This is a genomic window from Agrobacterium sp. CCNWLW32, assembly GCF_037083425.1.
Taxonomy (GTDB): Bacteria; Pseudomonadota; Alphaproteobacteria; order Rhizobiales; family Rhizobiaceae; genus Agrobacterium; species Agrobacterium radiobacter.
The window spans coordinates 130059-152187 of the sequence record NZ_JBAOJM010000004.1 but is presented as its reverse complement, the minus strand read 5'-3'; the positions used below and the strand labels follow the sequence as shown (position 1 = coordinate 152187).

18 protein-coding genes are annotated in these 22129 nt (G+C 60.7%); 3 read left to right on the top strand and 15 right to left on the bottom strand.

Annotation, left to right across the window (positions count from 1 at the left end; translation table 11 throughout):
* Positions 1-6: 6 nt before the first annotated feature.
* Positions 7-1332: an NAD(P)/FAD-dependent oxidoreductase gene (locus tag V6R85_RS11120; protein ID WP_020812190.1), complete on the bottom strand. Its 1326-nt coding sequence runs from the start codon at positions 1330-1332 to the stop codon at positions 7-9.
* A gap of 230 nt (positions 1333-1562) precedes the next feature.
* Here V6R85_RS11120 and V6R85_RS11115 point away from each other — a divergent pair, with 230 nt between their 5' ends.
* On the top strand, positions 1563-2039 hold the full coding sequence (locus tag V6R85_RS11115; RefSeq protein ID WP_003506856.1) for an Lrp/AsnC family transcriptional regulator: 477 nt from the start codon (positions 1563-1565) through the stop codon (positions 2037-2039).
* A 42-nt stretch (positions 2040-2081) separates the two neighbouring features.
* Here the strand turns inward: V6R85_RS11115 and V6R85_RS11110 are convergent, their stop codons facing one another.
* From V6R85_RS11110 to V6R85_RS11080, 7 genes are all read right to left on the bottom strand, one after another.
* Positions 2082-3737 carry an ABC transporter ATP-binding protein gene (locus tag V6R85_RS11110; protein WP_111833854.1) on the bottom strand — a complete coding sequence of 552 codons (1656 nt, stop codon included), beginning with the start codon at positions 3735-3737 and terminating at the stop codon, positions 2082-2084.
* The gene (locus V6R85_RS11105) at positions 3737-4588 is read right to left on the bottom strand and encodes an ABC transporter permease (protein WP_111833853.1); all 852 of its coding nucleotides are present in this window, start codon (positions 4586-4588) and stop codon (positions 3737-3739) included. Before V6R85_RS11105 ends, V6R85_RS11110 begins: the two co-directional genes overlap by 1 nt.
* Positions 4588-5538 carry an ABC transporter permease gene (locus tag V6R85_RS11100; protein ID WP_020812187.1) on the bottom strand — a complete coding sequence of 317 codons (951 nt, stop codon included), beginning with the start codon at positions 5536-5538 and terminating at the stop codon, positions 4588-4590. Before V6R85_RS11100 ends, V6R85_RS11105 begins: the two co-directional genes overlap by 1 nt.
* 93 nt (positions 5539-5631) lie before the next feature.
* Positions 5632-7242, bottom strand: coding sequence for an ABC transporter substrate-binding protein (locus V6R85_RS11095; RefSeq protein ID WP_003506850.1), 1611 nt, complete (start codon positions 7240-7242; stop codon positions 5632-5634).
* A gap of 93 nt (positions 7243-7335) precedes the next feature.
* Positions 7336-8049 (bottom strand): HAD-IA family hydrolase, encoded by a 714-nt coding sequence (locus V6R85_RS11090; protein WP_099087207.1) that lies wholly within the window; start codon positions 8047-8049, stop codon positions 7336-7338.
* A 256-nt stretch (positions 8050-8305) separates the two neighbouring features.
* The gene (locus V6R85_RS11085; protein ID WP_087745710.1) at positions 8306-9679 is read right to left on the bottom strand and encodes an aspartate aminotransferase family protein; all 1374 of its coding nucleotides are present in this window, start codon (positions 9677-9679) and stop codon (positions 8306-8308) included.
* Between the two features lie 14 nt (positions 9680-9693).
* Positions 9694-10530: a GNAT family N-acetyltransferase gene (locus tag V6R85_RS11080; RefSeq protein WP_087745708.1), complete on the bottom strand. Its 837-nt coding sequence runs from the start codon at positions 10528-10530 to the stop codon at positions 9694-9696.
* Positions 10531-10853: 323 nt separating this feature from the next.
* Between V6R85_RS11080 and V6R85_RS11075 the strand changes: the two genes are divergently transcribed.
* Both V6R85_RS11075 and V6R85_RS11070 read left to right on the top strand, forming a co-directional pair.
* Positions 10854-11522 (top strand): haloacid dehalogenase type II, encoded by a 669-nt coding sequence (locus V6R85_RS11075; protein WP_003506842.1) that lies wholly within the window; start codon positions 10854-10856, stop codon positions 11520-11522.
* A gap of 15 nt (positions 11523-11537) precedes the next feature.
* On the top strand, positions 11538-12812 hold the full coding sequence (locus V6R85_RS11070; RefSeq protein WP_080864838.1) for an NAD(P)/FAD-dependent oxidoreductase: 1275 nt from the start codon (positions 11538-11540) through the stop codon (positions 12810-12812).
* A 208-nt stretch (positions 12813-13020) separates the two neighbouring features.
* On the opposite strand, the gene V6R85_RS11065 is transcribed toward V6R85_RS11070, so the two are convergent.
* The 7 genes from V6R85_RS11065 to V6R85_RS11035 form a co-directional block, all read right to left on the bottom strand.
* Positions 13021-14478, bottom strand: a complete 1458-nt coding sequence (locus tag V6R85_RS11065) for an NAD-dependent succinate-semialdehyde dehydrogenase (RefSeq protein WP_111833928.1) — start codon at positions 14476-14478, stop codon at positions 13021-13023.
* A gap of 15 nt (positions 14479-14493) precedes the next feature.
* Positions 14494-15537 (bottom strand): tartrate dehydrogenase, encoded by a 1044-nt coding sequence (locus V6R85_RS11060; protein WP_111797135.1) that lies wholly within the window; start codon positions 15535-15537, stop codon positions 14494-14496.
* Positions 15538-15550: 13 nt separating this feature from the next.
* The gene (locus tag V6R85_RS11055; RefSeq protein ID WP_111833852.1) at positions 15551-17014 is read right to left on the bottom strand and encodes an aldehyde dehydrogenase family protein; all 1464 of its coding nucleotides are present in this window, start codon (positions 17012-17014) and stop codon (positions 15551-15553) included.
* A 141-nt stretch (positions 17015-17155) separates the two neighbouring features.
* Positions 17156-19123, bottom strand: a complete 1968-nt coding sequence (locus V6R85_RS11050; protein ID WP_111833851.1) for a hydantoinase B/oxoprolinase family protein — start codon at positions 19121-19123, stop codon at positions 17156-17158.
* A 3-nt stretch (positions 19124-19126) separates the two neighbouring features.
* Positions 19127-21169 carry a hydantoinase/oxoprolinase family protein gene (locus tag V6R85_RS11045; protein ID WP_111833850.1) on the bottom strand — a complete coding sequence of 681 codons (2043 nt, stop codon included), beginning with the start codon at positions 21167-21169 and terminating at the stop codon, positions 19127-19129.
* Positions 21170-21297: 128 nt separating this feature from the next.
* Positions 21298-21753, bottom strand: a complete 456-nt coding sequence (locus V6R85_RS11040) for a GNAT family N-acetyltransferase (protein WP_111833849.1) — start codon at positions 21751-21753, stop codon at positions 21298-21300.
* Complete coding sequence (locus tag V6R85_RS11035) at positions 21750-22106, bottom strand: cupin domain-containing protein (RefSeq protein WP_111833848.1); 357 nt, start codon at positions 22104-22106, stop codon at positions 21750-21752. Before V6R85_RS11035 ends, V6R85_RS11040 begins: the two co-directional genes overlap by 4 nt.
* Positions 22107-22129 lie beyond the last annotated feature (23 nt).

The following is a 22129-nucleotide window of genomic DNA, read 5'->3' as shown; positions in this document are numbered from 1 at the left end:
GGAGGGTCAGAAATCCGCGACCTTGCCCCAGGACGAATCGAGGAAGCGGCTGGGGTGATAGGGGGCGGCATCGACGATCGGGTTCGAGCCCGTCACGATATCGGCGATCAGATGGCCGGCACCCGGTCCGATGCCGAAACCGTGGCCGCTGAAGCCGGCGGCGAGGATGAAGCCGGGCAATTCGCTGGTTTCGCCAATGGCAGGCACGCCATCAGGCGTGCTGTCGATGAAGCCCGCCCAGGCGGCGGAAATCCGGGTTTTGCCGAGGGCCGGCAGAAGCTTCAGTGCCCTTTCATGGGTCTCGCGGATGGCGGCGGCATTGGGTTTCGGATCGAGAATACGAACCCGTTCCATCGGCGTCGGCGCATCGAGCCGCCAGCGTTTCAGCGTCTCGTGGCCGCCGCGAAGACCTTCCAGCCCGCCTGGCCGCAGGCTTCGCCAGCGCTTGAGAAACATCGGAACAAATTCACGGGCAAACCGCATCTGCTGCGCCGTCGGGTCGATTCGGCCCAGCCCGCTGATGGCGAGAGTATAACCGCCGTCTTTTCGCTTCGTGGCCGAGACGGCGGCGGTGTGCAGCGCATCCGGCAGCCCCTCCGCACCGGGCGTGACGGATAGAATGGAGGAGCGGACGGAGGCCTGCGGGAAACGAATGCCGAGCTGGCGGCAAAAGGACGACGCCCAGGCCCCGCCGGACATGATGGCGGTTTTGGTGCGGATCGTGCCTTTTTCGGTGACAACGGCGCTGACACGGCCGCCTTCCGTCTCAAGGCCGCGCGCGGCGCAATTCTGATGCACCGTGCCGCCCAGTTTGATGATGGCGCGCGCCACGGCGGGTGCCGCCATGGAAGGATCGGCCGTACCGTCTGTCGGTGAAAACACACCGCCCTTCCAGCGTTTGCCCGTAGATCGGCCGCGTTCGCTCGCCTCATCGGCGCTCAGCATATGGGTCGTCACGCCTGCGGTAATGGCAAAATCGCGCCAGCGCGCCCAGCCGGCAAGCTCGGCTTCATTGTCGCTCAGATAAAACAGCCCGCAGCGCCGAAAGCCCGTGTCCTCGCCGCTCTCTGCACCAAACTCTTCCCATAATGCCAGGCTCTTGGTGGAAATCGGCAATTCGCGGGCGTCGCGGTTCTGCTGGCGGCACCAGCCCCAGTTACGGCTGGATTGCTCCGCCCCGATCAGGCCCTTTTCGACCAGCGCCACCTTCAGACCGCGCCGGGCGAGGTAATAGGCGGCGAAGACACCGACGATGCCGCCGCCGATAATGACGGCGTCCGCAGATGTCGGCAGTTCCGGCGATGTCGTGATCTGTTGCAGCGGGGCGGGCATGGTCGGACTCCTTATATTCGTCCTAATTTACCTCAGCTGGCGTGTAAACGCTGCCAGACTGGGCGTCTTGCCGGAATCTCATGCTGTTGGTGGCCACGTCTGCAACTCTTTATGCTGCACCAAAAAAACATCTCCACGTCGACAGGGCGCACCCATGTGGTAAGATTTCCGATACCGCGCCAGAATTTTATGCCGCGTGTTCAAAAAACAAAAAAGGGGTTCCGCACGTGATGAAACTTGACCGGATCGATATCAAGATCCTCTATGAACTGCAGAAAAACGGTCGCATCACCAATGTCGAGCTGGCGGAGCTTGTCAATCTGTCGCCCAGCCCTTGCCTGATGCGGGTAAAGAAACTGCAGGCGGAAGGTTATATCGAGGGTTATTCGGCGCAGATCAACATCAACAAGCTCGGCCAGACGCTGACTGTTTTCACCGAGATTACGCTGAAGAACCACCGCCAGATCGATTTCGCCCGCTTCCTCGGCGTTGTCGAAAAGATCGACCAGGTGGTGGAGTGCCACCTCGTTTCCGGGGGTTACGACTACCTGCTGAAATTCGTCACCTCTGGCATCGTCGAATACCAGTCGATCATGGAGCGACTGACCGATATGGATGTCGGCATCGATAAATATTTCAGCTTCGTGGTGCTGAAATCACCGATCATCAAGTCGCATATGCCGCTGACCAGCCTGTTTCCGCTTTGAGGTGTGGGAAACGGCCCTTTGCAGGGCCGTACTATCTCGTTCTCACCGCTTCGAAAACGCCCGCACCAGCTCCGCATCCTGCTGCAGATTGTCGAGCCATTTCGGGTCGAGTTTCGGCACCGAGGAGAACAGCAGTTTCGAATAGGGGTGGGTCGGCGACTTGAGCGCTTCCGTCTCCAGATGCTCTACCTTCTGCCCGCCATACATCACGACGATTTCGTCACAAATGGTCTCCACCACCGAAAGATCATGGCTGATGAAGATGTAGGAGAGGTTCAGCTCCCGCTGCAGTTCCCCGAGAAGATCGATGATCGCGGCCGCGACCACGGTATCGAGCGCCGAGGTGATTTCATCGCAGATGATGAGCGATGGTTCGGCCGCAAGCGCCCGGGCGAAATTGACACGCTGCTTCTGCCCCCCGGAAAGGCCGGAAGGATGGCGATGGCGAACCGAGCGCGGCAGCTTCACCATATCGAGAAGCTGGTCGATCCGAGCATCGCGCGCCTTGCCCTTCATACCGTGATAAAAGGTCAGCGGCCGGCCGAGGATGTCCTCGATGGGTTTGGACGGGTTGAGTGCCGTGTCCGCATATTGGAACACGATCTGCATGCGGCGAAGCTGATCGCCGGCCCGTCGGCGTGCATCGGCATCCAGTTCCTTGCCTTCGAAGATCACATGGCCGCTTGCCGCCGGCAGAATGCCGGCAATGGCGCGCGCAAGTGTCGATTTTCCGCAGCCGGATTCGCCGATAATGCCGAGATTGCGGCCGGGATAGACTGAAAGACTGACGGAATCCACCGCACGCACTAGCGGCATCTTGTCTCCGCCCTTCGTTCCATATCCGGCGATCAGCTCCTCTATATCCAGGAGGGGCGTGGCCTGCTCCTGTTTGACGGGTGTGACAACGCGTGCCTTGTCGTGAAAAGCCGTCAGCAATTCCCTAGTATAGGGATGCTGCGCATTTTCGAGGATATCCGCCGTGGTGCCGGTTTCCTGCACCTCGCCGCCTTTCAGCACCACGATCCGGTCGGCTATCTGGGCGACGACGGCAAGATCATGCGAGACATAAACGCCGCCGATACCGCCCTTGCGCATTGCCGATTTGAAGGCGCGCAGCACCTCGATCTGGGTCGTGACATCAAGCGCCGTGGTCGGCTCGTCGAAGATCACCAGCTTCGGGTTGCCGATCAGCGCCATGGCGGCGGACAGGCGCTGAAGCTGGCCGCCGGACACCTGATGCGGGTAGCGCTCGCCGATGGTCTCAGGGTTGGGCAGCGACAGGGCCTTGAAGAGTTCTACCGCCCGCACCCGCGCCTCCTGCGGCGGCATCAGATGGTGGATGCGGGTGACTTCGATCACCTGGTCGATGATCCTCTGCGCAGGGTTAAAGGCGGCGGCCGCACTTTGGGGCACATAGGTCACCTTCGTGCCGCGGATCGTTGCTCGCTCGGCTTCGGAAAGCTGCACCATGTCGCGGCCCGCCACCTTGACGCTGCCGCTGGAAATGCGGCAGCCCGGGCGGGCATAGCCCATCAGCGTCAGCGCAATGGTGGTCTTGCCGGAACCGCTTTCGCCGATCAGCGCAACGATCTCGCCATCGGCGATGTCGATGTCCACACCCTTGATGATGTCGATGCGGCGGCCGGAATCGGTGGTGGCCTCGACTTTCAGTCCGCGGATTTCAACGAGATTGCTCATTATTCACTCCTGTCGCGGATTTTCTGCGGCAGATTGTCGATCAGCAGGTTGACGCTGATCGTCAGGCTGGCAATCGCCAGGGACGGGAAGATGACGGCGGGTGCCGCGAACGGCAGGCCGCCGATGTTTTCGCGCACCAGCGCACCCCAGTCCGCATTCGGCGGCTGCAGGCCAAGGCCAAGGAAGGAGAGGCCCGACAGCAGCAGCACGATGAAGACGAAGCGCACGCCAAGATCGGCCAACACGGGACGGACGATGTTCGGCAGGATTTCGGAACCGATGAGATAAAGCAGGCTTTCGCCGCGCACGCGGGCGACGGTGACGAAATCCATGGTGTTGACATTGACGGCGAGCGCCCGGGCGAAACGATAGGCGCCGGGCGTATAGATGACCGAGAGCGTGATGATCAGCACCGGAATGGACGAGCCGACGGCGGCGACGACGACGAGGCCGAAAAGCTTGCTCGGAATGGAATTCACCGCATCGAGAAACCGGCTCAATGCCGCATCGAACCAGCCGCCGATGACGGCGGCGCACATGCCGAGCACGACGCCGGAGGTGCAGGCGATGGTGACGGCTGCGAGCGATATGCCGACCGTGAAACGCGCGCCCATGAGAATGCGGGAAAACACGTCACGGCCGAGATAATCGGAACCGAGCCAGAGATCTGATGTCATCGGCCCGAAATAGTCGAGATCGACGATTTCACCGACTGGATGCGGTATGAGATAGGGCGCCAAGATTGCGACCATGGCCCAGGAAAAAATGATGAGAAAGCCGAAAACGCCGACTGCGTTGATCTTGTAACCCAAACGCGAAGTCCCCGAAGTTGTTTTGATATTGTCGGCCATCAGCGCAGCCTCGGATTGGACATGATGGCGATAATGTCAGCCGTCGTGATGAGGAGGAGATAACCGACGCAGAAGATCATCGCGCAGCTCTGGATCAGCGGCAGGTCGCGCGTCGCGACGCCATCCACCATCAGCTTGGCGATGCCAGGATAATTGAAGATCGTCTCGACGATGATGACGCCGCCGACGAGATAGGAAAGCGACAGCGCCACCGCATTGACGATGGGGCCGAGCGCATTGGGAAGCGCATGGCGAAGCACGATGCGCATGCGCGGTGCGCCCTTCAAAAGCGCCATTTCGACATAGGGCGTATCCAGCGTTTCGATGACGGCGGCGCGGCTCATGCGGATCATCTGCGCTGAGACGACGAAGGTCAGCGTGATGACCGGCATGGCATAGACCCGCAGTACATCGAAAAGCGTGTGAACCTCGCTGACCAGCGAAAGCGCCGGCAGCCATTTCAGGTAAACGGCGAAAAGCAGCACGGCGAGTGTGGCGATCATGAATTCCGGCACCGAGATGACACCGATGGTCAGCACGGTGACGGCCCGGTCATAAAGCGTTCCGCGCAGCATGGCGGAGCTGATGCCGAGGGTGAGCGCCAGCGGCACGGCGATGATGGTGGTAATGCCGGCAAGCTTCATGGAGTTGACGAAGCGTGGACCGATAAGATCGGCAATCGCCATGTTGTTGGCATAGGACGTGCCGAGCTCGCCATGCAGCAGGCCGAAGAGCCATCGGACGAAACGCAGCAGGGCAGGATCATCGAGATGCATGGCGGTCCGCAGGCCCGCCACGGCCTCCGGCGTTGCCGCCTGGCCGAGAAGGATCGTCGCCGTGTCGCCGGGCAGCAGGCTGGTGGCGGAAAAGACGATAAACGACACGATCAGCAGCGTCGTCAGCATGACGACCAGCCGCCTGGCGATAAGGGACAATATCCGGCTGTTCATTCACATGCTCCTGCGACCTGCCTGATTGTGGAGGCTTCCCGCATCCTGCGGAAAACGTGCCGGGCGCATTTTCGCGCCCGGCCCCATGGTCTATCAGGCTTCAAGCCAGACGTATTCCGCGAAGGAATAACCCATCATGCCGCCGAGCGGATTGGCTTCCAGCCCCTTCAGCTTGGAGGTGATGGCGTCGACATTCGAAATATAGGCGGGGATGATGGTGCCGGCTTCGTCGGCGATCATCGTTTGCAGTTCGAAGTAGATCTGCTTGCGCTTCTCCATATCGAGCATGCCGCGTGCTTCCAGCATCAGCTTGTCGAATTTCGGCGACTTGTACTGGCTTTCGTTCCACGGGGCGTCTGAAGCATAGAGCAGCGAGAACAGGATGTCCGGCGTCGGGCGCGGGTTGATGTTGCCGAAATGGACCGGCGCCTTCAGCCAGTAATTGCTCCAGTAACCGTCGGAGGGAACACGCTGCACATCCAGCTTCACGCCGATTTCGGCGGCCGAAGCCTGGATGATCATCGCCATGTCGACCGAAGAGCTTGCTGCATCCGATGCGATGACCGGAATGGACTGGCCGATGAGGCCTGCCTTCTGGAAGTGGAATTTCGCCTTCTCCGGATCGAAGGCTTTCGGCTTGAGATCCGGATTGTGATAGGGGTTCATCGGCGGAACCGGCTGGTCGTTGCCGACTTCACCGAGGCCGCGCAGGGCCGCCTTGACGATCTGCTCGCGATTGACGATCGACTTCATACCGGCAATGAAATCGGCATTGTTGCCGGGCGCCTGGTCGAGACGCATGTTGAGGTTGGTGTAGTTCCCCGATGTCGTCTTGGACAGAACGACACCTTCCTGCTTGTCGAGCAGGCGAAGCGCACGTGGGTTGATGGAGGCCGCGAGCTGGATATCACCCGAGAGAAGGGCGTTGACGCGGGCATTGTCGTCCGAAATCGCCATGAATTCGAAACTGTCGATGTGCGGCCCGCCGGACTTCCAGTAATTGGTGTTCTTGGCCATGATCGAACGGACGCCTGGCTCGAATTTCTCGAGCTTGAAGGCGCCGGTGCCGTTGCCCTTGGAGAAATCCGTGGTGCCGTCGGCAACGATCATGAAATGGTGCAGAGCCAGAATGGATGGCAGGTCGGCATTCGCGTTCGCCAGCGTGATTTCGACCGTGCTCTTGTCGAGAGCCTTGAAGCCGGTCATCTGCGCGGCAATCTTGGCGACCTTGGAGCCGACGGCCGGATCGAGATGGCGCTTCAGCGAATAGACCACGTCGTCGGCGGTCAGGGCCTTGCCGTCATGGAAGGTGACGCCGGAACGCAGCTTCACCGTCCAGGTCTTGGCGTCCTTCGTTTCGATGGCTTCGGCCAGCTCCAGCTGCGGCGTGCCGGAAACATCGAGGAAGCTCAAACGGTTGTAGAGCGCGCAGCAACGAACATAATCCGTCGAAAGCGAGGCTTTCGCCGGATCGAGCGTATCGGCGGTGGAGGAGGACCAGCCGGCGGCCTTTAGCGTGCCGCCGGAGACCGGCGTTGCGGCCACGGCATTTGAGGCGCGACCGAGAATGGCCGAACCGGCGGAAAGGGCGACACCACCCGCCAGCAGCATGTGAAGCAGCTCGCGCCGCGTTGCGCCGCGTCGGATCGCCTGTTCAACGGCGGCATCGTCGGAGCGGGTCCAGTTTGTAATCCTGTCACTCATGGTCTTCCCCTTTTGTATGATTTGTTGAAATGCATCTGAAGAAATTTCAGGCATGCCGCATCCCAGTTCGCGGCACGCCACTGGCGGTGCGGCTTAACCGCCCGCTTGCCTCGCGGCGTCGGCAAGGCCGGCCATTGAGGTAAAGTGATAGTCCGGCTCGGTGAAGTTTTCCGGTTCGATGGTGCCGCCATATCCCTTCTGGGCGTGACGCCGCTCGATCCAGCAATTGGTCATGCCCAGTTTCCGGGAAATGCCGATATCGTGATACTGGCTTTGCGCGACATGGAGAATGTCATCCTTCGATGCGCCTTCGCTCTCCACAAAAGCGAAAACCTTTTCGAAGAAGGCAGGATCGGGTTTTTCCGTGCCGGTATCATCCGCCGTGAAGGCCGCATGAAAGGGATTGCCGAGCTCCTTCGAGAAATATTCGAAGGCCCAGCGCTGGGCATTGGTCATGGCGATGAGGCGATGCGTCTTGGCAAGCTCGGCCATGGCGGCGCGGCTGTCTTCAAAGCCTTTCCAGCTTTTTGCCGCGTCGCGCAGGCGCTCGCCGAAAGCGCGTTCCGCCGGCAGTCCAAGTTGCGGAGCGATGATCAGGTAGACGCGGACGAGATCGTCAGGAAACAGGTCGGTCGCATCGGAGTAACGGGCTGCGCGATAAAGGGCGAGCGCCTTTTCACCATCGACCTCCACGCCGTTTTCCGCGCCGATTGCGGCCAGGGTCGATTTCAGGCCACCTTCGAAATCGATGAGAGTTCCCACCACATCGAAGCTCATATATTTGAAGTCGCTCAGTTTTTTGGGCAATGTCGGTCTCCGCTTTGCCGCCTCGGCCTCTTGGGGAGGCTGCGGCAGATTATTCTGTTCCCGGACGGGATCCTTGCCCCGTTCCCATTTGTAATTACGCCCTTTTTTATGGCGTTTAGTGCCTTTTGCATTAATAGTTTGGCACTTTCGGCACGCCGGATACGCCGAAATGGATCGGCTCTTCGGCAGAATATTGCGAATATGCGGTGCGTTGCGACATTTCGAGAGGGTGCCGCAACGCTGCCCTTCTATCGGCTCAGGCCATGGCGGCCCTGACGGCCGGGTCTTCGAGTGTCTGGTCGAGCGTCTTCAGCGTCCGCTCGATAATGGCGTCGATCTCACTATCGGTGCAGCAGAGCGGCGGCGCGTAACCGAGAATGCCGTTTGCAAAGGCGCGCACGATCAGGCCGTTTTCCCAGGCGCGGTCGAAAACCTTGCGTGCAGGGGCCGCTGCAGCCGGCAGCGGCGTCTTTTTGTCCTTGTCGGTCACAAGTTCGATGGCGGCAAGCATGCCGCGGCCGCGCACATCGCCAACAAGCGGATGGTTTTTCAGGCCTTCCAGGCCGGCCATCAGCCTTTGACCGGCACGGCGGCCGTTTTCCAGCAGTCCACCCTCGTAAAGTTTCAGCACTTCGAGACCGACGGCGGCGCTGACAGGGTGGGCGGAGTAGGTGTATCCATGCCCCACGGCGGCATCGCCGGCAAAGTCAGCTATTGTATCATAGACGTGATCCGCCATGAAGACAGCGCCCATCGGCACATAACCTGACGTCAGACCCTTTGCGGCCGTGATGAAATCAGGCACGATGTCCTCGTCGGTGCAGGCAAAGAGCGGTCCGGTGCGGCCGAAGCCGGTGATGACCTCATCGGCGACGAAGAGAATGCCGTAGGAACGGCAGAGGTCGCGCATGGCCTTGATCCAGCCCGGCGGCGGCACCAGAACGCCGCCCGAGCCCTGAATGGGTTCCGCATAAAATGCGGCGACCCGGTCCGGGCCGATGGCCTCGATCTTGTCTTTGAGAATTTGCAGGGAGGAGGCAACGATCGCGGCCGGATCGCTGCCGGCCGGATTGCGGTAGGCGTAGTGCGACGGAATTTTGTGCTGCCAGTCATAAGGCACACCGAAACCCGCATGGAAAGCGGGTAGCGCCGTGAGACCCGACCCAGCGGTAGTGGAGCCGTGATAACCCTGTTCGATGGAGATGAACTGGTCGCGTTGCGGCTGGCCTTTCGCGTGCCAGTAATAGCGGATGAAGCGGATGGTGCTGTCCACCGCATCGGAACCGCCAAGCGTGAAATAGACATGGTTGAGATCACCCGGCGCGCGGTCGGCGAGTTCGGAAGCAAGCCGGATCGCCGGTTCACTGCCGATATCGAAATAGGCAGTGGCATAGGGCAGCTCACGCATCTGTTTGGCTGCCGCTTCGACGATGCTGTCATGCCCGTAACCGGCATTGACGCACCAGAGGCCGGCAAAACCGTCGATGAGCTGGTGACCGGTCATGTCGGTGACCGTGGCGCCGCTTGCCGATTTCAGCACCCGCACACCAAGCTTCTCATGGCCGCGGAAGGAGGAGACGGGGTGCACCAGATGGGCGCGGTCCAGTTCGATCAGTGAATTGCTTAACATGGGTCTCTCCAGATTCAGCCCAGTGCCTGGCTGGTCAATGCGAATGTTTTCAGTTTTTTGTCGGCAGAGGTTTCCGTCTTCGCCCGGCGCATGGCGATGCCGCCGCCGACATGGGCAAGGCCACGTTCGGCAAGCCAGGGGCCAAGACCGGTATCGGCGGTGGTATCCACGCGCAGGAATGCGCCGGGGCGCTCGGAAACTCCAAAGGCGATCAAATCCCTAGCGATTTCAGCATTTTCCGCCACGACCGGGCCGATGACCTCGCCGCGCCCGAAGGTGCGAAGGGCGGCAAAACCCTTGATGACGCCCTGTTTCTCAACGATCGCGAAACGTGCCCTGTCGGCAAGCGCTGCAAAGAGCGCCGTGCGATCCGCGCCGAAAGCCTCCGCATCGAGTGCCGCAAGCGCGGCCGGATCAATGGTTTCGACCCAGATGACACCGGTTGGCCTGTCGGTCGTCACCGGAATTCCCTGATGTTGACGCACCTCGCCGCAGGCGACGAAGCCCAGTTTTTCGTAGAGCGGCAGGCCGTCGGCCGTGGCGACCAGACGGCATTCGCGGTCTTCTGCTGCGTCCATTGCCGCCTGCATCAGTTGACGCCCGAGGCCGCGGCCGCGCATGCTCTCATCCACGATCACCATATTGACGGTGGCGCAGCTTTCTCCGAGAAGCGTCGCCATGGCGGTGCCGACGACGCGTCCGTTCTCAAGGGCGACAAAACCCTTGCTCAGGGAAAGGACCAGCGCCCAGTCTTCCTTCCGGTGCGGCCAGCCGGCCTGGCGGGAAAGTTCAACGGCCGCGTCGAGGTGGTCCGGTTGAAACATTTGGATATCGATCAGGCTCGCCTGCATGCCGGAACTCCGTTTTTTCTTACTCTTCATTGATAGACTGACGCCGGAAGAAGATTGTCCCGACAAATGGGAAGGTTCGATATGTTTCGCTGTTGCTTTTATCCGCCGCCGCATCTTATGCCGCATCTTGTCCGCACCCGGTCGTAAAACCAGGGCGGGCGGCGGCTTTCGGTTGGGCTCAACGCAACTCTCTGCCAAACTGGCGGCTGCATACGCAACAATCTGCTTCCGCTGATGGCAATTGCGGTGCGCCGACCGGGCAAAGGCTTTCTATGATCAATTCATTCCGGCACGGCCGATCCCCAAGCAAGGATGACGACGATATGACCATCTTCCGCCCGAAATACATCTCCTTTGATTGCTACGGCACGCTGATCAATTTCCAGATGGCAGAGGCCGCCCGTGATCTCTATGGCGATCGCCTGGATGAAGCGCAGATGCAGCAGTTCATCAAGAATTTTGCGGCCTACCGTCTTGATGAGATCATGGGCGACTGGAAGCCCTATGCTCAGGTGGTCCACAATTCGCTTTCGCGCAGCTGCAAGCGCAATGGTGTCGCTTTCAAGGATGAAGATGCCACCTTCGTTTACGAGCGCGTTCCGACCTGGGGGCCGCATGCCGATGTTCCGGCCGGCCTCGCGAAGGTTGCGAAGGAAATTCCCCTCGTCATCCTGTCCAACGCCATGAATTCGCAGATCATGTCGAATGTCGAAAAGCTCGGCGCACCCTTCCATGCGGTCTATACCGCCGAGCAGGCACAGGCTTACAAGCCGCGTTTCAAGGCCTTCGAATATATGTTTGACATGCTCGGCTGCGGTCCGGAAGATATGCTGCATGTTTCCTCCTCGTTCCGTTACGATCTGATGTCGGCCCACGATCTCGGCATCAAGAACAAGGTCTGGGTCAATCGCGGCCACGAGCCCGCCAATCCCTATTATGGTTATGTCGAGATATCAGATATTTCCGGCCTGGCAGGCGTGGTTGGATTGTAAGGAAAGGTCGGGACCATGAAGTTCGTCTCCTATTGGCACGATACCGCGCCGCAATTTTCAGGTGCCGCGCAAGGTCCCGTCGAAGGTCATTATGATGTCGCCGTCATCGGCGGCGGCTTCACCGGTCTCGGGGCCGCGCGCCAGCTGGCCAAGGCGGGCGCGCGGGTGGTCGTTCTCGAAGGGGAGCGGGTCGGTTGGGGCGCCTCTGGCCGCAATGGCGGGCACCTCAACAATGGCCTTGCCCATTCCTATCTCTCCGCCAAGGCGGAACTGGGCAAGGAACGCGCGATCGCCCTCTACAAGGCGCTGGACGATTCAGTCGACACGCTGGAAGCACTGATCGCGGAGGAGGGGATTGATTGCAATTTCCGCCGTTCCGGCAAGCTGAAGCTCGCTTCCAAGCCGCAGCATTTCGAAGGTCTGGCAAGGAATTTCGAGGCGTTGCATGCCGAGGTTGATCCCGATACGGCTCTCTTGTCGGCTGCTGATCTCGAGGCGGAAATCGGCTCGCCCTTTTATGGCGCCATGCTCTCGAAGAAGAGCGCGATGATGCATATGGGCCGCTATGTGGCCGGCCTTGCCGAAGCCGCCAGCCGCCATGGCGCGGTGATCTTCGAAAAAGCGGCGGTGACGAAACACATCCAGAACGGCAAGCTCCATGAGCTGGAGACCGTCCGCGGTAAGGTCACGGCCAACAATGTGCTTGTTGCTACCGGGGCTTACACACCCTCCGGCTTCGGTTATTTCCGCCGCCGCATCATCGCGGTCGGCAGTTTCATCATCGCCACGCGGCCGCTGACGGATGCCGAAATCAAGGCTTCGGTTCCCGGCAACCGCACCTATGTCAACTCCATGAATATTGGCAATTATTTCCGGCTCTCGCCTGACAACCGGCTGATCTTTGGTGGCCGCGCCCGTTTTTCCGCAACTTCGGATCAGCGTTCGGACTCCAAAAGCGGTGCGATCCTGACGGAAAGCCTGCATCGCATTTTCCCGCAGCTTGCCCATGTGCCGATCGATTATTGCTGGGGCGGACTGGTTGACATGACCAAGGATCGTTATCCGCGCGCAGGTTTCCATGACGGCGTCTGGTACGCCATGGGCTATTCCGGCCACGGTGCGCAGCTTTCCACCCATCTCGGCATGATCATGGCCGACGCCATTCTCGGGCGGCCGGACAACAATCCGCTGAAGGGGCTGGACTGGCCGGCGGTGCCGGGTCATTTCGGCAAGCCCTGGTTCCTGCCGCTGGTGGGATTCTATTATAAGATGCTGGATAAGATTCAGTAGAAGGGCTGTTAGTTCTTCCGTCATGCCGGACTTGATCCGGCATCCAGCCACAACGCGGTGAAAGAATTTCTTGCGATCAATGACTTGATCGCACTGAATCCGGACTGTGTCCGGGGTGACGGCGTGTAAATGCTGCCGCTTTTTCAATCCCACGCTTCAAAAAAGAAGGGCCGCAGAGCGGCCCTTTAGGCGGGGATGAGAAAAAGGCTCAAGCGAGCCCACCGATATGGAAGGTCTTGATCTCCAGATATTCCTCGATACCGACCTGCGCGCCCTCGCGGCCGAGGCCGGATTGCTTGACGCCGCCGAAGGGGGCGACTTCGGTGGAGATGAGGCCGGTATTGAGGCCGACCATGCCGAATTCCAGCGCTTCGCCCACACGCCAGGCGCGCTTGAGGCTCTCGGTATAGAAATAGGCGGCGAGGCCGAAGGGCGTGCCATTGGCGATGGCGAGTGCTTCTTCTTCCGTCTCGAAGCGGAAGAGCGGTGCGACGGGCCCGAAGGTCTCTTCGCTTGCCAGAAGCATGCCGGTCGTGGCGTCCGTCAGCACCACCGGTGCCGTATATTGCGGACCTTCCGGCAGATTGCGCGGCTTGGTGATGATCGTCGCGCCCTTGGAAACGGCGTCGTCGATATGGGCGCGGATCTTGGCGATGGCCGGCTCGTTGATCATCGGGCCGATGGAGACCCCCGCTTCCGTGCCGGGGCCGACCCGCATGGCATCGACGCGATCCGCCAGTTTTTTCGCGAAGGCGTCGTAAACACCAGACTGGACGAGAATGCGGTTGGCGCAGACGCAGGTCTGGCCGCCATTGCGGAATTTCGAAATGAGGGCGCCTTCAATGGCGAGATCGAGATCGGCATCGTCGAAAACGATGAAGGGCGCATTGCCGCCCAGTTCCAGCGACAGTCGTTTTATGCTGTCGGCGGCGCCACGCATCAAAAGCGAACCGACGCGGGTGGAGCCGGTGAAGGAAATCTTGCGAACCGTCTCGTTGGCCATGATTTCGTTGCCGATTTCCGTCGGCATGCCGGTGACGATGTTGATGACACCTGCGGGAATGCCGGCCCGTTCGGCGAGCACGCCGAGCGCCAGAGCCGAATAGGGTGTGAATTCCGATGGCTTGATGACCACGGTACAGCCGGCTGCGAGTGCGGGCGCGACCTTGCGGGTGATCATGGCGTTCGGGAAGTTCCATGGCGTGATGATGCCGCAGACGCCGACAGCCTCCTTCAGCACCACGATGCGCCGGTCCGGCGTCGGCGAAGGAATGGTGCCGCCGCCGATGCGCCGCGCCTCTTCCGCAAACCATTTGACGAAGGATGCGCCATAGCGGATTTCGCCCTTTGCCTCATCGAGCGGCTTGCCCTGTTCCGTGGTCAGGATCAGGCCGAGATCGTCTATATGCTCGATCATCAGCGCGAACCATTTTTCGAGAAGTGCCGCACGCTCCGCATGGGTCTTCTTCTTCCACGGGCCGAAGGCGGCGTTGGCGGCCTCGATGGCCGCGCGCGTTTCCGCGCTCCCCATATCGGGAACGGTACCGATCACGGCCTGCGTCGCGGGGTCGATGACATCGACCGCCTTGCCCGACGCTGCCGTCTTCCATGCGCCGCCGATCAAGCCCGTCTGGCGAAAGAGTTCTTTGTCCTTCAAGCCCTGCATCATAATTCTCCGAAATCAGTCGAGTGCCGCAAGAATCGCGGCGGTGATGGCGTCTGTCTTGTCCTTACCCGGCACCGTGCCGATACCCCGGCCGGTCGCCTTTTCCAGCGCCGTCATGATGCGCACTGCTGCATCTTTTTCGCCGAGATGCTCGAGCATCATCGCGCCGGACCAGATGGCGGCAATGGGGTTGGCTATGCCGAGATGGGCGATATCGGGGGCCGAACCATGCACCGGCTCGAACATGGAAGGCGCGCTGCGGTCAGGGTTGATATTGGCGGAAGCGGCAAAACCAAGACCGCCCTGAATGGCCGCGCCGAGATCGGTCAAAATGTCGCCGAAGAGGTTGGAGGCGACCACGACATCAAGGCTTTCCGGGGCCATCACCATGCGTGCCGCCATGGCGTCGATGTGATAGCTGGAAACTTCGACATCGGGATATTCGGCAGCGAGCTTGTGTGTCACCTCATCCCAGAAGACCATCGAATATTTCTGGGCATTGGACTTGGTAATGGAAGCGAGCTTGCCGCGACGCTTCTGCGCCTGCTCGAAGCCGAAACGCAGGATACGTTCCACGCCCTTGCGGGTGAAGATCGAGGTTTCGACCGCAACTTCATCATCGGTGCCCTGATGCACGCGGCCGCCCGCGCCGGAATATTCGCCTTCCGTGTTTTCGCGGATGCAGAGAATGTCGAATCCATCGGCCTTCAAAGGTCCCTGCACGCCGGGCAGAAGCCGGTGAGGGCGGATATTGGCATATTGCACGAAGGCCTTGCGGATCGGCAGCAGCAGGCCGTGCAGCGAGACTGAGTCCGGCACTTCCGCCGGCCAGCCGACTGCGCCGAGCAGAATGGCGTCGAAGCCGCGCAGGGTTTCGATACCGTCCTTCGGCATCATCGCGCCGGTTTCCTTGTAGAAGGCGCAGGACCAGGGGAATTCCGTGCCTTCAAGTGCAAAACCGGAGGTTTGGGCGGCGGCGTTGAGCACTTGCCAGGCGGCATCAGTTACGCTTTTGCCGATGCCGTCTCCGGGAATGAGTGCGATGCGATGCGTTTTCAAGAGAATTCCCCTGTTACAGTCCAATCAGGACGCTTTTGCTCTTGCGGTTGGCGAGATAGGCCTCCCGTCCGAGATCCTTGCCGATGCCGGAGCGTTTGTAACCGCCTGTCGGCAATATGTGGTCGCGGGAGCGGCCGTAACGGTTGACCCAGATCGTTCCGGCCTGAATGGCGCGTGACAGGCGCATCACACGCGAGATATCACGGCTGAAAAGACCCGCCGCCAGACCGTAAGTCGGATGATCGGAAAGCGCCAGAGCCTCTTCTTCCGTCCGGAAGGACTGCAGCGTCAGCACCGGGCCGAAGATTTCCTCGGTGACGGCAGGAGAGGTCTGGTCGACATTGGCGATCAGCGTCGGCTGATAGAAATAGCCGGGGCCATCCATGATCGCGCCGCCCGTCAGGCATTCGCCGCCATGGGCGACGGCGGCCTGAACGATGCCGTCGATGCGCTTTCGCTGCACTTCGGAGATAATAGGCGAATATTGCGTCGTCTCGTCCCATGTCGGGCCGGGCTTCACCGCCTTCATGCGGGCGATGATCGCGGCGGAAAGGGCATCTGCCGCACTTTCTTCAACGATGATGCGGGAACCGGCCACGCAGGCCTGCCCGGCATTGGAGAGAATATTGCCGGCAATGGCCGCCGCCGCTTTTTCGATATCGGCATCGGCAAAGACCAGTTGCGGGCTCTTGCCGCCGAGCTCCAGCGTCATGGGCTTGATGCCGGTGCGGGCGATATTGGCCATGATGGCGGCGCCCGCGGCTGTGGAGCCGGTGAAGCTGACCTTGGAGATATCAGGGTGCCCGGTGATGGCATTGCCCGTCACAGGCCCGTCACCCAGTACGATATTTATGAGACCGGCGGGGAGCCCGGCCTTGATCGCCAGCTGTGCCATGAAAATGCTGGAGAAGGGCGTCATTTCCGAGGGTTTCAGCACCACGGCATTACCGGCGGCAAGCGCCGGGCCGAGCTTCCAGCCCGCCATGGAGACGGGGAAATTCCATGGCGTGATGGCGCCGACGACACCATAGGGTTCGGTCATGATCATGCCGAGGCTCGCATCGTCGGTCGGCACCAGATCGCCGCCTTCTTTGTCGGCGAATTCGGCAAAGAAACGGATTTGCTCGGCGGTGACGGCGATATCGCCGGCGATCAGCTGGCCCACGGGCCGCGTCGAGGAGAGCGCCTCGATTTTTGCCAGCGTCTCGGCTTCCTGTTCGATCAGGTCGGCCCAGCGCTGCAAGACCTTTGTACGCTCACGCGGGCGCACGCCGCCCCAGTTGCTGCTCTTCAACGCAGCCTTGGCAGTCTGCACCGCTTCATCGACCAGCGCTGCATCCGCCTTGGGACAACCGGCATATCCAACGCCATCGGATGGGCGGTGCATGTCGATGCCGTTTGCCGCCGTAATCAGCCGGTCGCCGATGAAGTGGCCGATCGGCAGGGACAAGCTGTCTGGATCGAAGCTGAGCGTCATGTGGAATCCTTTCTGGATATGCCCCAACGCTAATCCCTGACGGCAAGCAGCATCGACCGACTGCGGCGTGGGCGGTGAATGAAAATCCTGTTTTGCCACCGGCAGACAGCGCAATCTTCGGCGGCGAAGGCAGGCCGCCGGTCAAACGCCGTAGCGTGCACTTATCCGGTCGAAAATCCCGGCCATCCGCTCGCAAAGAGGCCGGGGATCGTCGCCTTCGTTTTCGACTGCTTCAAACACCCGGTGTTTCAGGAAGAAACGCCATCCCACGGGCGATTTTTGCAGAAATTGAGTCAACAGGTCATAACGTTCCCGGGTCCAGACCGCCTCGAAGGCGAGCCGCTCCGGTCCATAACTGATGATATCGTACGTCTTTCGGCGCGGTGTGGAGCGCAGGGCGGCCGTCGCTTCTTCATCGATCTCATCGCCGATGAGCGCGACCCCGTAGTGTCTTGCAGCATTTTCTGCCGAGACCGCACCACGCCGCACATCGCGAAGCACGGCCTGTTGCGGGCGGGTGAAGGGGTCGCCGTAACCGCCCGCTCCCGGTCCGATGACACGAATGACATCACCCGGGCCGCAATGGACGATATCGGTATTGCCGAGTGAGATTTCGCCCTCCGTATCGGGATTGCGGAGAAAGCGGGAAATCAGCCCCGGGCCCGCACCATTGACGCCCCAGCTTGCCATCAGCGAGCGATTGCGGTTGCGTGCCGTGACCACCGTTTCCGGCGAGGATATTTCAAACTCCATGATGGCCGAAAGCCCGCCGCGAAAATGGCCTGCCCCGCCGGTATCGCGTTGCAACCCATAACGACGGAAGAGGATCGGCACCTCCGCTTCGCTGATTTCGATCGGCGTGTTGCGCAGAAAGCCGGTGGCGCCGCCGGCGCCGTCGCTGCCGTCGCAGAAGGGCGTACCGCCGCCACCGCCGCCAACCGGGCCGATGGAGGCCATGACCGGGCGGCCGCTCCGGTCGCTGGTCTTGATGTTCATGATGGCGTTTCCGCCGGGGGAGGCAGCGGGAATAAGCTCGGGCAGGGCCTTTGCGAAAGCGCCGATGGTGACGATCTGGGTCATGGCGCAGGTGAGTGAGCGCATGCCGACAGCGGCCGGGCGTTGACAATTGACGATCGTGCCTTCCGGCAGCACGGCCCGTACCGGGCGCAGGGTCCCGGCGTTCAGAAGCAGGCTGTTATCGAGCGTATAAAGCACATAGGTCAGGCCGACCATGACGAGTGAATGTCGCTCGCGACCGCCGGTCGGCATATTCAGCGACGAGCCGAGCTGCGGATCGCTGCCGGTATAGTCGAGAACCGCCTCGCCGCCGCGGATTTTCAGCGTCAGCGCCACGCGGCATGGCCGGCCGCCAACGGAATCCTCGTCGGCATAGTCGGCAAAGAAGTAATCGCCATCGGGAACCCTGGTGAGGATTTGCCGGGTCTGCTCTTCCGCATAGTCGAAAATCTGGCGCACACCGTCCAGAAAATCGTCAAAGCCGAAACGGGCGACGATCTCCTGCATCTTGCGTTCGCCGATGTTGACGGAGGCGATCTGGGCGTGGAGGTCGCCGATATTCTGTTCCGGCATGCGAACATTGGCCTTCATCATGTCGATGATGAAGGGATCGAGCCTGCCTTTGCGAACGAGCTTGACTGGCGGGATGCGCAGGCCTTCCTGCTCGATTTCGGAAAGCGAGCGGGACAATGAGGCGGGAACCGCGCCGCCGACGTCGGTATTGTGAATGTGCCCGACCGCGAAACAGGCGATTTTGCCCTCGTGGAAGACCGGTTTCCAGATGTGGATATCCGGCGAGTGGGTGGCGACGAAACCGCTATAGGGATCGTTGGTGATGCAGATATCGCCGTCTTCATACTCCTCGAACATGGAAATCAGCGGCGCGTAATCGATGCCGCTATACCAGGGCGCGCCGAATTGCCGGGGATTGGCGAAGGCAAGCCCCTCGCGCGTCACCACCTGGCAGGAAAAATCCTCGGTTTCCTTGACGAAGGCGGAATGGGCGGTGCGCATCAGCGTGAAGGCCATGGCGTCGGCGGCGGCAGAGCAGAAATTGGCAAGGACCTTGAGGTTGCGGCGATCGATGGCCATGGATCAAAACTCCCTCTTGGTAATGACGAGATTGCCGAAATGGTCCACATGGACGGAGAAGTCGGGCGGCACCACGGTGGTGGTGTCGTCCTGAAGGATGATGGCGGGACCATCGAAATCGTGTCCGGCCGCCAGATCGGCACGATGATAGATAGCCATGTCGTGTTCCATGCCGCCAAACCAGCCTTTCGCGTGGAAGCGCGGTTTAGCGGGACCGGTGGCCATGCCTGTCTCCCGAAGAGGGGGCTTCGGTGTTCGGCCGGAAACGACGAGCCTGAGGTTGACCATCTGTACGGCCGCCCGTTCATCGGAATGGCCATAAAGACGGGCATGTTCTTCGTGGAAAGCCTTGTTGATGGCGCCGGCGTCACCTCTGCCCAGCCATTCCGGCTGCAGCGTGGTTTCGATTTCGTAGGACTGGCCGCGATAGCGCATGTCGGCGGAAAGCCGCATGTCGCAATCACCGTTAAAACCCTGTTCCTTCAGCCAGTTGCGGCCGGTCTCCTGCATTTCGGTGAGAAGGGGGGCGAGATCAGAGGCCGCCCTGTCGTCCACCTCGCAATAGGTGGTGCGGATGAAATCATTCTTGAGATCGGCAATCAGGCCGCCGAGCGCGGAAACGACACCGGGGGTGGGCGGCACCACCACACCTTTCATATCCAGTTCGCGGGCAAGGAAACAGGCGAGCATCGCGCCCGCGCCGCCGAAAGCGAAGAGGTGAAATTCGCGCGGGTCGATGGCGAAGCGGGAGGTCAGGGCGTTCACCTCCGCATACATGCCCGAGACGGCGATATCGACGATGTTGCCGGCGAGCGCCTCGACGGAAAGGCCGAGTTTTTCGGCAAGCGGCAAGAGGGCGGCGCGCGCTGCGGCGTGATCGACGGTCACTGCGCCATAACCGAGCGGCATGTGGCCGATGAGATTGGCGGCCGCCATGGCGTCCGTGATTGTCGGGCGGTCGCCGCCGCGTCCGTAACAGGCAGGCCCCGGCGTCGAACCGGCACTTTCCGGTCCGACCTGCAACAGGCCGAGACTATCCACCCACGCGACCGAGCCGCCGCCCTGGCCAACGGAACTGACGGAAACGGAGGGAACATGAATCTGGAAATCGCCGATCAGCTCACCGACCCCATATTGGGCCTCGCCATCAAGGATAACGGCCACATCGGCGCTGGTGCCGCCAATGTCCAGGCTCATCACCCGCTCAAAGCCGCTGGCCTTCGCCAGATAACCCGCGCCGATGACGCCGGAGGCGGTGCCCGACAGGATCATCTGCACACATTCGCGCCGCGCCTGATCGATGCCCATGACGCCGCCATTGGTCTTGGTGATGAGCAGCGGGCAGGCAATGCCTTGCCTGCGCAGCACCGTTTCAAAACGATCGAGGTAATGTGCGACGCGCGGCTGGACATAACCACTGATGACGGCGGTGACTGTGCGCTCATATTCGCGGATGATCGGCCATGTCTCGGCAGAGGAGACCACTGGCAATTGCGGTGCGATGCGCTCGATCATCGCCTTCACGGCCCGTTCGTTTTCGGGGTTACGGTAGGAATGCAGGAAGGCGAGAACGATGCCGTCGCAACCGGCTGCAATTGCTCCGGCGACAGCCTTCGCCACATTCTCTTCGTTCGGCGTGAGCTTTATCTCGCCGGTCGCCAGCATGCGTTCGGCTATGCCGAAAACCCGTTCACGCGGGATGAGCGGTTCCGGCCGCACGGAATAGAGATTGTGGATCTGCGGGATTTTCAGGCGTGCAACATCAAGCACGTCCTCGAAATTTTCCGTGGTGAACAGGGCGACGTTCTGGCCGTTGCGCTGGATCACCGTGTTGACACCGACGGTGGTTCCATGGGTGAAATAGGAAACGTCCTTCGCTTCGATGCCGTCGCGCTTTTTCAGCGTATCGAGCGCGAGAAGGATTTCTTCTCCCGGCGCATCGGGGCGGGAAAACACCTTCAGGGTGGAAAGCGAGCCGGTCCCATCGTCAAACACGGCAAAATCCGTAAATGACCCGCCCACATCAACGCCAATGCGATATCCCATCTCTTCCGTCTCCTTTTCCAGTCCTGATGATGCTGTCATCGGGACCGGAAAAGGGCCAAGCATTTATGGGGCAAGGGTCATAGCTCCAGGTTATGATGATGGCCGACATGACGTGCAAGTCAGGCTGATCAGCCTTCGCCGGGTTTTGGCACCGTCATGTAATATTCGGGATGCGGTGCGGCGCGATAGCCGGCCTTTTCATAGACGCCATGGGCGTCGCGGGTCGCGAGCATCCAGCTTGATACCGTTGAGAGCTCCGGATGCCTGCGTATCTCGGTGGCGATCCAGGAAGCAAGGCCGCGACCGCGATGATCCTCCACCGTGAAGACATCGCGCAGATAGCCGAAAACGGCATAGTCCGTCACCAGACGGGCGAAGGCGGCCATGGAACCATCGGGGGCGTAGACGCCAACCGGCAGCGAATGCGAAAGCGCCCGCTTCAGCCGGTCGGCGGTCATTCCCTGCGCCCAGTAGGAATCGCGGGCGAGAAAACCATGGACCAGATCGAAATCGACACGCGTCGGATCGGTGCTCATCACGTAGCCGTCGCGGGTAATTTCGAAAATGGTCGGTTCCCAGCTCATCCGTTCACCGTAACATAGATCTTGCGGACGGTTTCAATGGTTTTCCATACGCCGACGAAGCCCGGCTTCATGACGAAACTGTCGCCCGCCGTATAACGCAGCGGTGCGCCGCCTTCCGGCGTGATTTCGATGACGCCTTCGAGGATATGGCAGAATTCGAAGGTTTCGCCCTTGATCGAATGGCTTTCGCCCGGCGTCGCTTCCCAGATGCCGGTGTGGACGGTGCCGTTGCGGGCTTCGTCCAGCGGCCAGGTTTTGAAGGACGGATCGCCGGAGATGAGGCGTTCCGGCAGGGCCTTGGAAGCTTTCGGTTCGAAGGCGGGATGGGTGTCGATGGTCTTGAGAAGCGGCATGGGTGTCCTTTCCTGGAACGGTA